The 15,099-nt window shown below is 61.4% G+C and carries 11 protein-coding genes; 9 read left to right on the top strand and 2 right to left on the bottom strand.

The window, feature by feature from the left end:
• The first annotated feature begins 22 nt into the window (after positions 1 to 22).
• The 3 genes from ACTD9P_RS22325 to ACTD9P_RS22315 all read left to right on the top strand — a co-directional run bounded on the left by ACTD9P_RS22325 (position 23) and on the right by ACTD9P_RS22315 (position 5,115).
• Complete coding sequence (locus ACTD9P_RS22325) at positions 23 to 913, top strand: proline iminopeptidase-family hydrolase (RefSeq protein ID WP_438869381.1); 891 nt, start codon at positions 23 to 25, stop codon at positions 911 to 913.
• Between the two features lie 457 nt (positions 914 to 1,370).
• On the top strand, positions 1,371 to 3,779 hold the full coding sequence (locus tag ACTD9P_RS22320) for a glucose/quinate/shikimate family membrane-bound PQQ-dependent dehydrogenase (protein WP_438869380.1): 2,409 nt from the start codon (positions 1,371 to 1,373) through the stop codon (positions 3,777 to 3,779).
• Positions 3,780 to 3,849: 70 nt separating this feature from the next.
• Positions 3,850 to 5,115, top strand: coding sequence for a carbohydrate porin (locus ACTD9P_RS22315; RefSeq protein WP_438869378.1), 1,266 nt, complete (start codon positions 3,850 to 3,852; stop codon positions 5,113 to 5,115).
• Between the two features lie 303 nt (positions 5,116 to 5,418).
• Here the strand turns inward: ACTD9P_RS22315 and ACTD9P_RS22310 are convergent, their stop codons facing one another.
• The gene (locus tag ACTD9P_RS22310) at positions 5,419 to 6,600 is read right to left on the bottom strand and encodes a XylR family transcriptional regulator (protein ID WP_438869377.1); all 1,182 of its coding nucleotides are present in this window, start codon (positions 6,598 to 6,600) and stop codon (positions 5,419 to 5,421) included.
• A 139-nt stretch (positions 6,601 to 6,739) separates the two neighbouring features.
• Here ACTD9P_RS22310 and xylA point away from each other — a divergent pair, with 139 nt between their 5' ends.
• The 4 genes from xylA to ACTD9P_RS22290 all read left to right on the top strand — a co-directional run bounded on the left by xylA (position 6,740) and on the right by ACTD9P_RS22290 (position 11,846).
• Positions 6,740 to 8,056 carry a xylose isomerase gene (gene xylA, locus ACTD9P_RS22305; protein ID WP_438869376.1) on the top strand — a complete coding sequence of 439 codons (1,317 nt, stop codon included), beginning with the start codon at positions 6,740 to 6,742 and terminating at the stop codon, positions 8,054 to 8,056.
• 101 nt (positions 8,057 to 8,157) lie between these two features.
• A complete protein-coding gene (gene xylF, locus ACTD9P_RS22300; RefSeq protein WP_438869375.1) occupies positions 8,158 to 9,159 on the top strand; it encodes a D-xylose ABC transporter substrate-binding protein in 1,002 nt (333 codons plus the stop codon).
• A 5-nt stretch (positions 9,160 to 9,164) separates the two neighbouring features.
• The gene (gene xylG, locus ACTD9P_RS22295) at positions 9,165 to 10,709 is read left to right on the top strand and encodes a D-xylose ABC transporter ATP-binding protein (RefSeq protein WP_438869374.1); all 1,545 of its coding nucleotides are present in this window, start codon (positions 9,165 to 9,167) and stop codon (positions 10,707 to 10,709) included.
• The gene (locus ACTD9P_RS22290) at positions 10,710 to 11,846 is read left to right on the top strand and encodes a sugar ABC transporter permease (RefSeq protein ID WP_438869373.1); all 1,137 of its coding nucleotides are present in this window, start codon (positions 10,710 to 10,712) and stop codon (positions 11,844 to 11,846) included.
• Between the two features lie 149 nt (positions 11,847 to 11,995).
• Here the strand turns inward: ACTD9P_RS22290 and ACTD9P_RS22285 are convergent, their stop codons facing one another.
• Positions 11,996 to 13,495: a CoA-acylating methylmalonate-semialdehyde dehydrogenase gene (locus ACTD9P_RS22285; protein WP_056861841.1), complete on the bottom strand. Its 1,500-nt coding sequence runs from the start codon at positions 13,493 to 13,495 to the stop codon at positions 11,996 to 11,998.
• Positions 13,496 to 13,604: 109 nt separating this feature from the next.
• Here ACTD9P_RS22285 and ACTD9P_RS22280 point away from each other — a divergent pair, with 109 nt between their 5' ends.
• Together ACTD9P_RS22280 and ACTD9P_RS22275 are read left to right on the top strand one after the other, a co-directional pair.
• Positions 13,605 to 14,543 (top strand): LysR family transcriptional regulator, encoded by a 939-nt coding sequence (locus tag ACTD9P_RS22280; RefSeq protein WP_438869372.1) that lies wholly within the window; start codon positions 13,605 to 13,607, stop codon positions 14,541 to 14,543.
• A 152-nt stretch (positions 14,544 to 14,695) separates the two neighbouring features.
• Positions 14,696 to 14,962, top strand: coding sequence for an acyl-CoA-binding protein (locus tag ACTD9P_RS22275; protein ID WP_438869371.1), 267 nt, complete (start codon positions 14,696 to 14,698; stop codon positions 14,960 to 14,962).
• The last annotated feature ends 137 nt before the right edge of the window (positions 14,963 to 15,099 follow it).

Below are 15,099 nucleotides of genomic sequence, written 5' to 3'. Positions count from 1 at the left end.
TCTATCCAAGGAGGTACACAGCATGCAGGTTCACGAAGGTTATGCCGATTTCCGTGGCTACCGGACTTGGTTCCGGGTCACCGGCGACTTGAAGTCCGGGCGCCTGCCCTTGATCATCGCGCACGGCGGCCCCGGCTGCACCCATGACTACGTCGACAGTTTCAAGGACCTGGCCGATACGGGGCGCGCGGTGGTGCACTACGACCAACTCGGCAATGGCCGCTCCACGCATCTGCGCGACGCACCCGCTGACTTCTGGGACGTGGAGTTATTCCTGGCGGAACTGAACAACCTGATCGAGCACCTGCACATCCGCGATTACGCGCTGCTGGGCCAGTCCTGGGGCGGCATGCTCGGGGCTGAACACGCGGTACGCCAACCCGCCGGGTTAAAGGCATTGATCATCGCCAATTCGCCCGCTTCCATGGACCTGTGGTGCGCCGCCGCGAATGAACTGCGCCAGGCACTGCCCGCCGAGGTGCAAGCCACCCTGCTGCGCCATGAGGCGGCCGGCACCACCGACAGCGCCGAGTACCGCGCAGCCTCGGATGTGTATTACGCCCGCCACGTCTGCCGTCTCCAGCCGGAGCCCGCCGAAGTGCTGCGCACCAATGCCGCCATCGACGACGACCCGACCGTCTATCACACCATGAATGGCCCCACCGAATTCCATGTGATCGGCAGCCTGCGCCACTGGAGCATCATCGAGCGCCTGCCACACATCGAGGTGCCGACGCTGTTGATCTCCGGGCGCTTTGATGAAGCCACGCCCGCCACGGTACAGCCATTTGCCGATGGCATCCGCGACGTGCGCTGGCAGATGTTTGAGGCGTCGAGCCATATGCCGCATGTTGAAGAGCGTGAGGCGTGCATGGCGTGTGTGGGAGCGTTTCTGGCGCACGTAGAGTCATAGTCAAATTCAGCTTTGGCGCTGGCGCTCTACGCTTAAGCCAATGTGGAATGGGGCCAGTTCCCACAGAAAAGCAGCTCTTCAGTGCATGAAAATCTGCAGTCAACCTCAAATTCAAAACTGTATGCGGTCAACTGTGGGAGCGGGCTTGCTCGCGAATACGGTGGGTCAGTCACTTCATCTGTAACTGATACACCGCCTTCGCGAGCAAGCCCGCTCCCACAGTTAGACCGCATTGCATCAGGTAGGCAGGCTTTGGCTTTGCACTTGATCTGGCTTTTGCTTCAACCACTCGATTTTTGACGCTGGGGACATCTGTGTTCGCATCGATGCCCCTGCGAACCGGACTTTGCTGTTGTGCCCGCATTTGTAAAAGACTATTACGCGGCACAATGTACTAACTGGTTACTTATGTTGCTAAAATCGCGTCTTTGCCCTCTCACCTTCGAGTCCTGTCGACATGAAAAGAGCATCGCGCGCCGCTGGCGCCTCTAGATTTCTCCTGCTGGGCCTGGGCGTGGTTATCGCCCTGCTCGGCGTAGCGCTGGCCGTGGGCGGCGCCAAGCTGGTCAGCCTGGGCGGTTCCTGGTACTTCCTGGTCGGTGGCGTGGCCATGGCCGTTTCCGGCTTGTTGATTGCGCGGCGCAAGCCGGCGGGCGCGTGGCTGTTCGCCGCGTTCCTGGTCTGCACCGCCGTGTGGGCGATTGCGGATGTGGGCCTGGTGTACTGGCCGCTGTTTTCGCGGCTGTTCATGTTTGCGGTGATCGGCCTGGTGGTGGCGTTGGTGTATCCGCTGCTGGTCGGCCGGCCTGCGCGCGGTGCCTATGGCGTTGCCGCGGTGCTGGCAGTGGGCGTGGCGGTGGCGGCGGGCAATATGTTCGTGGCGCACCCAAGCGTTGCGCCTACCGGCAAAGGCCCAGGCGTCACGCCGGTGGCCGCTGCCGACGCACAGAAAGACTGGGCGCATTACGGCAACACCCAAGGCGGCAGCCGTTTTGCAGCGCTGGACCAGATCAACCGCGACACCGTCAATAAGCTCAAAGTGGCGTGGACCTACCACACCGGCGACGTGGCGATCAGCGATGGCAACGGCGCCGAGGACCAACTGACGCCCCTGCAGATCGGCAACAAGGTGTTTATCTGCACCCCGCACAACAACCTGATCGCCCTGGATGCCGACACCGGCAAAGAGCTGTGGAAAAACGAAGTCAACGCCAAGTCGGCAGTCTGGCAGCGTTGCCGTGGCATGGCGTATTTCGACGCCACTGCGCCGATTGCACAGCCAACCCAACCGAACAGCTCGCCGATCATTGCCGCCAGCGTACCGGCCGGGGCGCAATGCCAACGCCGCTTGCTGACCAACACCATTGATGCGCGCCTGATCGCGGTGGATGCCGACACCGGCAAATTCTGCGAAGACTTCGGTACCCACGGCCAGGTGGACCTCAAAGCCGGCCTTGGCAATGTACCCGACAGCTACTACCAGTTGTCCTCGGCACCCTTGATCGCCGGCACCACCGTGGTGGTCGGCGGCCGCGTGGCGGATAACGTGCAAACCGATATGCCCGGCGGTGTGATCCGCGGCTTCGACGTGATCAGTGGCCAGTTGCGCTGGGCGTTCGACCCGGGCAACCCCGAAGACAAGCAAGCCCCGGCAGCCGGCAGCACTTATGTACGCAGCACGCCGAACAGCTGGGCGCCGATGTCTTATGACCCGCTGATGAACACGGTCTTCTTGCCGATGGGCAGTTCATCCACCGACATCTACGGTGTTGAGCGCACCCAACTGAACCACAAATACGGCGCTTCGGTGCTGGCGCTGGACGCCTCCACCGGCGCGGAAAAGTGGGTGTACCAGACCGTCCACAATGACCTGTGGGACTTCGACCTGCCGATGCAGCCGAGCCTGATCGACTTCACCCCACCAGGCAGCGACAAGGCCGTACCGGCGGTGGTGATCGGCACCAAGGCCGGGCAGATCTATGTGCTCGACCGCGCCACCGGCAAGCCGCTGACCGACGTGAAGGAAGTACCGATCAAGGCCGCCAACATTCCCAACGAGCCTTACTCGCTGACCCAGCCTAAATCGGTGGGCATGCCACAGATCGGCGCGCAGACGCTGACCGAATCGGACATGTGGGGCGCCACGCCATTTGACCAACTGCTGTGCCGCATCGACTTCAAAGGCATGCGCTACGAAGGGCTGTACACCGCGCCGGGCACGGATAAGTCGCTGAGTTTCCCGGGCTCTTTGGGCGGCATGAACTGGGGCAGTATTTCCACCGACCCGGTACACGGTTTTATCTTCGTCAATGACATGCGCCTGGGCCTGTGGATCCAGATGGTGCCGTCGCAGAACAAGGCCCTGGCCGCCTCCGGTGGCGAAGCGTTGAACACCGGCATGGGCGCCGTGCCGCTCAAGGGCACGCCGTATGCGGTGAACAAAAACCGCTTCCTGTCGGTGGCCGGCATTCCGTGCCAGGCGCCGCCGTTCGGCACCCTGACCGCCATCGACATGAAGACCCGGCAGATCGCCTGGCAAGTGCCGGTGGGCACTGTTGAGGACACCGGCCCGCTGGGCATCCGCATGCACCTGCCGATCAAGGTTGGCCTGCCAACGCTGGGCGGCACCTTGTCGACCCAGGGCGGGCTGATCTTTATCGCTGGCACCCAGGACTTCTACCTGCGCGCCTTCAACAGCGGCAACGGTGATGAAGTGTGGAAAGCCCGCCTGCCAGTAGGCAGCCAGGGCGGCCCGATGACCTATGTGTCGCCTAAAACCGGCAAGCAATACATCGTCATCACCGCCGGCGGTGCGCGCCAGTCCACCGACCGTGGCGACTACGTGATCGCTTACGCCTTGCCGTAACGCCCTCTGTTCGCGCGGTGCTCCCCGCACCGCGCGCTTCTTTCTATCCATGCCGTTTGGAAGTCCCCGCATGACCCTCACTTCTCCTCTGCCCTTGGGCCGCCTGGTGCTGGGCCTGGCCTTTGCTGCCGCCCTGCCCGTTCAAGCCGACGACACCACCCTCACCGGCGACTGGGGCGGCCTGCGTCGTGAACTTGACGAGCAAGGTATCCGCTTCACCGGCGACTACAGCGGCGAGACCGCCTACAACGCCGACGGCGGCCAACACCGCTCGGCGCGCTACTCGCAAAACATCAAGCTCGGTGTGCAGTTCGACCTCGGCAAGCTCTACGGCTTTACCAACGGCGACCGCATCCAACTGACCATCAACGACCGGCGCGGCAACAGCGCCTCCGAAGACCTGGTGGGCAACCGCCTGCCGATCCAGGAAAACTATGGCGGCCTCTACACCCGTCTCACCGAACTGAGCTACGAGCGCACGCTGTTCACCCCCGCGCTGAACATCAAGCTCGGTTACATGGCGATGGGCAATGACCTCGGCGGCCTCGACAGCGGCATCCTGTGCAACTTCATGAACGCCGGTTTCTGCGGGCACCCGTTGAACATGTCCGGCGGCAGCGGCTGGACCAACTACCCGAATGCACGCCTGGGTGCGCGGATGAAATACGACTTTTCGCCGAACTGGCAACTGCGCGTGGCGGCATTCAATGTCGACCCCGACAGCAACGGCAACTCCAGCCGTGCCTGGCGCCTGGACCCCAAACGCACCACCGGCACCGTGGTGCCGATCGAACTGGTGTACAAACACACGGGCACGCTGCCGGGTGAGTACAAGCTGGGCTATTACTACGACAGCTCCGATGTGAAGCGCATCGGCAGCAACCAAGACGTCAACGGTCGCGGCGGTCACTACCTGCTGATCGACCAGGCCGTCTGGGCTTCCAGCACATCCGCAGGCCGTGTGCTGCACGCTTTCGGCCAATACTCGGCGGCCAGTGAAGCCGCGTCGCCGTTCAGCAAGTGGTATGGCGCTGGCGTGGTGCTGTACAAGCCGTTTGAAGGCCGCCCACGCGACACCGTCGCCCTGGGTTATGGCCGTGCGGTGCCCAACCCACGCAGCCGTGACGTGCAGGAGTTGGCGGCATTCAACGCGGGGACGGACTACCCCAACCTGAACAACGCCGAGCAGTTGATCGAACTCAGTTATGGCTACCAGGCCACGCCGTGGCTGACCTTGCGCCCGGATGTGCAATACATCCTCGAGCCGGGGGCGTTTTCCGGTGAGCACATCGAAAACGCGCTGGTGCTGGGTTTGCAGGTCAAGGCCGTATTCTAAAGGCCAGCTCTTTCAAGGGCTTGAGGATCGTTCCCACGCTCTGCGTGGGAATGCCTCATGGGGCGCTCCGCGTCCCGCCACCTGCGCAAGTGTGACGCGGAGCGTCACGGGATGCATTCCCACGTGGAACGTGGGAACGATCTTATCAGCGCCAGGTGTTCCAGGATCGTTCCCACGCTCTGCGTGGGAATACCTCATGGGGCGCTCCGCGTCCCGCCACCTGCGCAAGTGTGACGCGGAGCGTCACGGGATGCATTCCCACGTGGAACGTGGGAACGATCTTAGCCAGCTCCCACAGGTGTTCTACGGGGTACTGGCGCCATGCTGGTACTCACGCGGCGTACAGCCAAACTCTCGCCGAAACACCGTGTGCAGGTACTGCGCCGATTTAAAGCCGCAATTGTGGGCAACGTCGGCGATCGCCAACGCGTGGTCTTCCAGGCCCTTGGCCGCCGCCGCAAGTTTGAAGCGCAGGATTTCGTCATGCACGCTGCACCCACGCACCTTGCGAAAGTGCGACTCCAGGGATGAACGCGACACACCCACATACGCCGCCACCTGCGCGGTCTTGATGCCCTGGCAAGCGTATTGGCGGATAAACAGCAACGCCTGCATCACATAGGGATTGCCCAACGGTTGATGCAGGCTGGAAGCCTGTACATTGATTGCATCCGGCGGCACCAGGATCTGCGTGCCCGCGCAGGGTTTGCCGTGCAACATCTGGTGCAGCAGCGCAGCGGCGGTGCGGCCCATGGTCTCGGTGCCCTGGATCACCGAGCTGAGCGGTACGCGCGTGAGGGTGCGGGTCAGCGGGTCGTTGTCGATGCCGATCAACGCGACCTGTTCCGGCACGGCGATGCCGGCGGTCAGGCAGGCTTGCAGCAGTTGCCGGGCACGGGCGTCGGTGACGGCGATGATGCCGATGGGTTTGGGCAAGGCTCGCAGCCAGGCAATCTGCTGCTCTACCGCGCTGTCCCACAGCGGCGCACTGGTGCCCAGCCCACGGTAAACCTCAACCTGCAAACCATCGCGTTGCATCAAGCGGCGAAAGGCTTTCTCGCGCTCCTGCGCCCAGCGGTTGGCCTGGGCCTCGGGCAGGCTGAAACAGGCAAAGCGGGTAAGGCCAGCCTCAATCAAGTGTTCATAAGCCAGTTTGATCAACGCGTAGTTATCCGTGGCCACATACGGAATGCCTTTGGGATAGGCACGCGCATCCTCGTAAGAGCCGCCCACCGCCACCACCGGCAGATGGCTGCCGGCCAATGCCTCGCCAATCAACGGGTCGTCGAAGTCGGCAATGATGCCGTCGCCTTGCCAGCGCTCGATGCCTCTTAGCCGGCACAGAAAATCTTCTTCCAGGAACAAATCCCAGGACGCACGGGTACTGCTCAAGTAATTGCCGATGCCGGCGATGATGCCACGGTCGTAGATTTTGCTGCCGTTGAACAACAGGGCGATGCGGTGCACGGGCGGTAGGGTTTTCATTGTTTTTGTCCTTGAGCCGGTCGTGACAGCCTAGCCCTCTCTACTCAAAATCGCACCATGGCTTGGTGACTTTCATAATCTTCGAGCCACAGGCCATTGCTAGTATCGGGGCACCGCCAAGAACAATAAGGAAAACGCCATGCCGTACTTCCAGGGTGTCGAGAAGGTTCGCTTCGAAGGCCCCGACAGCGACGCCCCTCTCGCCTTTCGTCATTACGATGCCAACAAGCTGATCCTCGGCAAGCCCATGCGTGAACACCTGCGCATGGCCGCCTGCTACTGGCACACCTTCGTGTGGCCGGGGGCGGACATGTTCGGCATGGGCACCTTCAAGCGCCCGTGGCAACGCAGCGGTGAGCCGATGGACGTGGCCATCGGCAAGGCTGAAGCAGCGTTCGAGTTTTTCTCCAAGCTGGGCATTGATTACTACAGCTTTCACGACACCGATGTGGCACCCGAAGGCAGCTCGCTCAAGGAGTACCGCAACCACTTTGCACAGATGGTCGACCACCTTGAGCGCCATCAGGAACAGACCGGCATCCAGTTGCTGTGGGGCACCGCCAACTGTTTCAGCCACCCGCGTTTTGCCGCTGGCGCCGCCAGCAACCCGGACCCGGAGGTGTTCGCCTACGCGGCCGCTCAAGTGTTCAGCGCGATGAACGCCACCCAACGCCTCAAGGGCGCCAACTACGTACTGTGGGGCGGTCGCGAAGGTTATGAAACCCTGCTCAACACCGACCTCAAGCGCGAGCGCGAACAGCTCGGGCGCTTTATGCGCATGGTGGTGGAGCACAAGTACAAGATCGGCTTCAAGGGTGATTTGCTGATCGAACCCAAGCCCCAGGAGCCGACCAAGCACCAATACGATTACGACAGCGCCACGGTGTTCGGCTTCCTGCATGAGTTCGGCCTGGAGCACGAGATCAAAGTGAACATCGAGGCCAACCACGCCACCTTGGCCGGGCACAGTTTTCACCATGAAATCGCCACCGCCGTGTCCCTCGGAATTTTTGGCAGCATCGACGCCAACCGTGGCGACCCGCAGAACGGCTGGGACACCGACCAGTTCCCCAACAGTGTCGAGGAGATGACCCTGGCCACCTATGAAATCCTCAAGGCCGGAGGTTTCAAGAACGGCGGCTACAACTTTGATTCCAAGGTACGCCGCCAGAGCCTGGATGAGGTTGACCTGTTCCATGGGCATGTCGCGGCCATGGATGTGCTCGCCCTGTCCCTGGAGCGCGCAGCGGCCATGGTGCAGAACGACCGCTTGCAGCAGTTCAAGGACCAGCGTTATGCCGGGTGGCAGCAGCCCTTGGGCCAGGCGGTATTGACCGGTGAATTCAGCCTGGAATCGTTGGCTGAGCACGCGTTTGCCCATGAGCTGAACCCGCAGGCCGTGAGTGGCCGCCAGGAGATGCTCGAAGGCGTGGTCAATCGGTTTATCTATCGGTGACATTTGCACGACAAATCTGTGCCCGGGGCGTCGAGAGACGCTCTACAGTTCTACCCGCATCACGCTGTGTCTTTCCAACAACAATAAAAGGACGCACCACCATGAAAGCATTCAAACGCACCCTGCTCGCTTCTGCCCTGGCCCTGTTCGCCCTGCCGGTGATGGCCGATTCCGCCCACCCGAAAATCGGCTTCTCCATTGACGACCTGCGCCTGGAGCGCTGGTCCCGCGACCGCGATTACTTTGTCGCCGCCGCCGAAAAACTCGATGCCAAGGTGTTCGTGCAGTCGGCCGACGCCAACGAGCAAAAGCAAATCTCGCAGATCGAAAACCTCATCTCTCGCGGCGTTGACGTGATCGTCATCGTGCCGTTCAACGCCACCGTGCTGACCAACGCCGTCGCCGAGGCCAAGAAGGCCGGGATCAAGGTGGTGTCCTATGACCGCCTGATCCTCAACGCCGACATTGACGCCTATATCTCCTTCGATAACGAAAAAGTCGGTGAGATGCAGGCCAACGGCGTGCTGCAAGCGGCGCCCCAGGGCAATTACTTTTTGCTCGGTGGCGCGCCCACCGACAACAACGCCAAGGTGCTGCGCGAAGGCCAGATGAAGGTGCTGCAACCGGCCATCGACAAGGGCGACATCAAGATTGTCGGCCAGCAATGGGTCAAGGAATGGAACCCCACCGAAGCCCTGAGCATCGTCGAAAACGCCCTGACCCGAAACGGCAACAAGATCGACGCCATCGTCGCCTCCAACGATGCCACCGCCGGCGGCGCGATCCAGGCCCTGGCCGCGCAGAAGCTCGCGGGCAAGGTGCCGATCTCCGGCCAGGACGCCGACCTTGCGGCCATCAAGCGCGTGATCGACGGCACCCAGACCATGACCGTGTACAAGCCGCTCAAATTGATCGCCACTGAAGCTGCCAAACTCTCGGTGCAGTTGGCGCGCAACGAGAAACCCACCTACAGCTCGCAATACGACAATGGCAGCAAAAAAGTCGACACTATCCTGCTCACGCCAACCCCACTGACCAAGGCCAATATCGACCTGCTGGAGAAGGACGGTTTCTACACCAAAGAGCAGATTGCCGGGCAGTGACCGCCATGGCCGACTACTTGCTGCAAATGAACGGCATCGTCAAAAGCTTTGGCGGCGTCAACGCGCTGAACGGCATCGATATCAAGGTGCGGCCGGGGGAATGCGTTGGCCTGTGCGGTGAAAACGGTGCCGGCAAATCCACCTTGATGAAGGTGCTGTCGGCGGTCTACCCCTATGGCACCTGGGACGGTGAAATCCTCTGGGACGGGCAGCCACTCAGGGCGCAGTCCATCAGTGAAACCGAGGCCGCCGGCATCGTTATCATTCACCAGGAACTGACTCTGGTGCCGGACTTGTCGGTGGCCGAGAACATCTTCATGGGCCACGAACTGACCTTGCCCGGCGGGCGCATGAACTACCCGGCCATGCTGCAGCGCGCCGAAGCGCTGATGCGCGAACTCAAGGTGCCGGACATGAATGTGGCGCTGCCGGTATCGCAGTACGGCGGCGGCTACCAACAGTTAGTGGAAATCGCCAAGGCCCTGAACAAGCAGGCGCGCCTGTTGATCCTCGACGAGCCCTCCTCGGCCCTGACCCGTTCGGAAATCGACGTGCTGCTCGACATTATCCGTGGCCTCAAGGCCAAGGGCGTGGCCTGCGTGTACATCTCCCACAAGCTCGATGAGGTGGCTGCCGTGTGCGACACCATCGCGGTGATTCGCGACGGCAAGCACATCGCGACCACGGCCATGGCCGACATGGATATCGCGCAGATCATCACGCAAATGGTCGGCCGCGAGATGAGCAACCTCTACCCCACCGAGCCCCATGCCGTCGGCGAGGTGATTTTCGAAGCGCGCAACGTCACCTGCTATGACGTCGACAACCCCAAGCGCAAACGCGTGGACGATGTTTCTTTCGTGCTCAAGCGCGGGGAAATCCTCGGCATTGCCGGGCTGGTGGGTGCCGGGCGCACGGAACTGGTGTCAGCCTTGTTCGGCGCCTACCCCGGCCGCTACAGCGCCGAGGTGTGGCTCGACGGGCAACTGATCGACACGCGCACGCCGCTCAAATCGATCCGCGCCGGGCTGTGCATGGTGCCCGAAGACCGCAAGCGCCAAGGCATCATCCCCGACTTCGGCGTGGGCCAGAACATCACCCTGGCGGTGCTCGACCGCTATGCGCATATGACCCGCATCGACGCCGAAGCCGAGCTTGGCAGCATCGACCAGCAAATCGCACGCCTGCACCTCAAGACCGCCAGCCCGTTTTTGCCAATCACCAGCCTGTCCGGCGGTAACCAGCAAAAGGCCGTGTTGGCGAAAATGCTCATGGCCAAGCCCCGGGTGCTGATCCTCGACGAGCCCACACGCGGCGTGGATGTGGGCGCCAAGTATGAGATCTACAAACTGATGGGCGCGCTGGCCGCCGAGGGTGTGTCGATCATCATGGTCTCTTCGGAGTTGGCCGAAGTGCTGGGGGTTTCCAACCGCGTGCTGGTGATTGGCGACGGCCAGTTGCGCGGTGATTTCATCAATGAAGGGCTCACCCAGGAACAGGTACTCGCCGCCGCGCTCAGCCAACGCAATAAGAATGGGAAAACCGCGTAGATGAACCAGGTCAAACACCTTTTTACCCGCTACAAAATGCTCGCCCTGGTGATTGCCGTGGCAATCATCTGGGTGTTTTTCAGTTGGCAGACCGAGGGCGGTTTCCTCACGCCGCGCAACCTGTCCAACCTGCTGCGGCAGATGTCGATCACCGGGATCCTGGCGTGCGGCATGGTGCTGGTGATCATCAGCGGCGAGATCGATTTGTCGGTGGGTTCACTGCTGGGGCTGTTGGGCGGGCTGGCGGCGATTCTGGACGTGGTGTATCACATTCCGCTGCTCGCCAACCTGAGCCTGGTGGCGCTGTGCGGCTTGATGATCGGCCTGGCCAACGGCTACATGACCGCCTACCTGCGCATCCCCTCGTTCATTGTCGGCCTGGGCGGCATGTTGGCGTTTCGCGGAATTTTGCTTGGTATTACCGGCGGCACCACCATTGCGCCGGTGTCGCCGTCACTGGTGTATGTGGGCCAGGGGTATTTGCCGCATGCCGTCGGCGTGGGGCTGGGCGTGGCGCTGTTTGCGCTGACTCTGTTCCTCACCTGGAAACAACGGCGCAACCGCGCATTGCATGGCCTGGCAGCGCATTCGTTGATGCGCGACCTGTTACGGGTTGCCGTGATTGGCGCAGTGCTGGCCGGGTTCGTGACCACCCTCAACAGTTACGACGGCATTCCCGTGCCGGTGCTGCTGTTGCTGGTGCTGCTCGGCGTGTTCAGCTACGTCACCAGCCAGACCGTGTTCGGCCGCCGCGTTTACGCAGTGGGCAGCAATATGGAAGCCACACGCCTGTCGGGCATCAACGTGCAGGCGGTAAAACTGTGGATCTTCGGCATCATGGGCGTGATGTGCGCCCTCGCCGGCCTGGTCAACACCGCACGCCTGGCTGCCGGCTCACCGTCGGCGGGCAATATGGGCGAACTGGATGCGATTGCCGCGTGTTTTATCGGCGGCACCTCCATGCGCGGCGGCTCGGGGACGGTGTATGGCGCGTTGCTCGGGGCGCTGGTGATTACCAGCCTGGATAACGGCATGTCGATGCTGGATGTGGACAGCTATTGGCAGATGATTGTGAAGGGCAGCATTCTGGTGCTGGCGGTGTGGGTGGATGTGAGTACGCGGGCGGGCAGGCGCTGACAGGTTAGATCATTCCCCCGCACGGTCAAAAAACATGTGGGAGCGGGCTTGCTCGCGAATACGGTGGGTCAGTCACCTATGAGTTGACTGGCACGACGCCTTCGCGAGCAAGCCCGCTCCCACATTGGGCCTACGGTGCACCTAATAAGTTACTTGGACACCGGCATCGCAAACTCCGCGCCCTGCTCGATGCTCTCCGACCAGCGCTGCATGATGGACTTCTGTTTGGTGTAAAAACGCACACCTTCGGTGCCGTAGGCATGCATGTCGCCAAACAGACTCTTCTTCCAGCCACCAAAGCCGTGCCAGGCCATCGGTACCGGAATCGGCACGTTGATGCCGACCATGCCTACTTCGATACGTCGGGCAAACTCACGGGCGATGTTGCCGTCGCGAGTAAAGCAGCTGACGCCGTTGCCGAACTCGTGGTCGTTAACCAGCTTGATTGCCTCGGCAAAGTCATTCACGCGCACGCAGGCCAACACTGGGCCGAAGATTTCTTCGCGGTAGATGCTCATGTCTTTCGTCACGTGGTCGAACAAGGTTGCGCCGAGCCAGAAGCCGTTTTCCAAGCCAGCCTCGGTCGGCACATAGTCACGCCCATCGAGCAGCAGTTGCGCGCCGGCTTGTACACCTTGTTCGATGTAGCCGCTGATGCGCTCCAGCGCAGCGCGGGACACGATCGGGCCCATTTCGGCCTTCAAATCGCGGCCGTCGGTGATGCGCAGGTGCTTGGCGCGCTCGGTCAACGAAGCGATGACTTTGTCACCCACATCACCGACCAACACGGCGACGGAAATCGCCATGCAGCGCTCGCCGGCACTGCCGTAGGCGGCGCCCATCAGCGCATCCACGGTTTTTTCGATATCGGCGTCGGGCATCACCACCATGTGGTTTTTCGCGCCGCCCAGGCCTTGTACGCGCTTGCCGTTGCGCGCGCCGGTCTCGTAGATGTATTGCGCAATCGGCGTGGAGCCGACAAAGCTCATGGCCTTGACGTCCGGGTGTTCGAGCAGTGCATCCACCGATTCCTTGTCGCCCTGCACCACGTTGAACACGCCTTTGGGCAGGCCGGCTTCACGCAGCAGCTCGGCCATGAACAACGAGGCGCTCGGGTCGGTCGGGCTTGGCTTGAGGATGAAGGTGTTGCCCGCCGCGATGGCGATCGGGTACATCCACATCGGCACCATCACCGGGAAGTTGAACGGCGTAACGCCCGCCACCACACCCAAGGGCTGGCGCATCGTCCAGTTGTCCATGCCACGGGAAACCTGGTCGGAATGCTCGCCCTTGAGCAGGTTGGGAATGCCGCAGGCGAATTCCAGAATATCGATGCCACGGTCGACTTCGCCCTGGGCATCGGTGAAGACTTTGCCGTGCTCGGCGACGATGATGCGCGCCAGGTCGTCCTTGCGTTCACGCAGCAAGTGCAGGTACTCGAACAACACGCGAGCGCGGCGGATTGGCGGTGTGTCGGCCCAACCGGCGAACGCGGCCTGGGCAGCGGCGACGGCTTCACCAACGGTCTGGCGGCTGGCCAGGGCCACGCGGCCGGTGATTTCGCCGGTGGCTGGGTTGTAGACGTCCTGATAGCGATCATCGCGGCTCACGCGCTGGTCGTTGATGTAGTGCTCGATCGTGCTGGTCATGGCAGGTGATCCCTGGTGGGTAGCGTTGAGGCACACGATAGGCTTTCAGTTTGTTCCAAACCAGAGCAGAATCCAGAACTTGTTGTCCTTGTGAGCGAACAATAGCGCCATGGAAAAATCCGAGATCGAAGGGCTGTGGACCCATATTCACTGGTTGTCGGTGCTGGAAGAACAAGGCACCTACACCGCCGCCGCAGCGCGCCTGGGGGTGAGCAAGTCGGCGGTCAGCCAGCGCATCTCGGACCTGGAAAAGGCCACCGGCACCCGCCTGGTTACCCGCACCACGCGCAGTGTGCGGCTCACCGATGCGGGGCTGTCGTTGACCCGCGAAGTGCGCAGTGCTTACGAACATATCGCCCGCAGCTTCTCGTCGGTGCGTGACTCGGCCGGTGAGATTCGCGGGCTGGTGCGCCTCACAGCGCCGGTGGCGTTTGCGCGGCAGCAATTGGTGCCGCATCTGTCGGAATTTTTACAGCTGTACCCGCAAGTGCGCATTCAGCTGGACGTGTCGGATGCCCTGAGTTCACTGGCAGCCGAAGGTTACGATCTGGCGGTGCGTCATGGCTTCCAGGTGCCCGAGACCCATGTGGCCTGGAAGTTGTGCGACACCGGCTCGGTGCTGGTCGCCACCCAGGACTACCTGCAACGCCACGGCGAACCCAGCGAGCCTGCCGACCTCAGCGCCCACAACTGCCTCTACTACCCACGCGGCGCCGATCAGCCGGCCTGGACATTCGAGCGCGGCGGCAAAACAGTCGAACGCACCACCGTGCCCATCGCCGGCAGCTTTTCCACCAACAACAGCGAAGCCCTGCGCGACTCGGCGCTCAACCACCTGGGCATCGCCCTGCTCCCGGATTTCAGCGCACAGGCGGCGCTGGCCAGCGGCAAATTGGTGCAAGTGCTCAAGGGCTGGACGCTCAAGGGCGCGTTTGCCGATGAGATTTACTTGATCCGCCCGTATTCGCCGCATGTGCCCAAGTCGGTGAGTGCGTTGGTGGGGTATTTGAAGGATAAATTGTCGGGTGGGTTTCGGTTTGTGGGATGAGGCGAGGTTGCGCGAATAAAACAGCGCCATTGAGCGTGGTGCTTATAGCGAACAGGTATTGACAACTGTCATTTATGACAGGCGTATTGTTTTTATCTGGCACTTACTATTTGAAGCGCAAACCTGACCTGGTTCAATACCTTGGAGGCGCCATGAACAATACAGATTTCGACTTAGCGGTGGAAGGGCTCAAAAAATTATTAGCTCAACCAACCAACGATGAACTTATTGAACTGTATGGGTTACTCAAACAATCCACAGTGGGCGACAATAACTCTGCAAAGCCTGGCATTTTTGATCGTCCAGCAATAGCTAAATGGGATGCCTGGAGCAAGCTAAAAGGTACGTCACAAATTGAGGCCCAAAAAAGGTATATCGAATTAGTGAATAGACTAATCCAACTCTATGGGACCTCATAAGGGTCGGCCGCCATGCTCAATCGAGTGCCTGAAACACGCCAAGGCAATGGCTTAAACGCAGTCAAAAATGTGGGAGCGGGCTTGCTCGCGAAAGCGTAGTGTCAGTCAGCACAGGTGTGGCTGACCCACCGCATTCG

This window comes from Pseudomonas onubensis (genome assembly GCF_965653655.1).
Classification (GTDB): Bacteria; Pseudomonadota; Gammaproteobacteria; order Pseudomonadales; family Pseudomonadaceae; genus Aquipseudomonas.
This window is presented reverse-complemented; position numbering and strand designations above follow the sequence as displayed.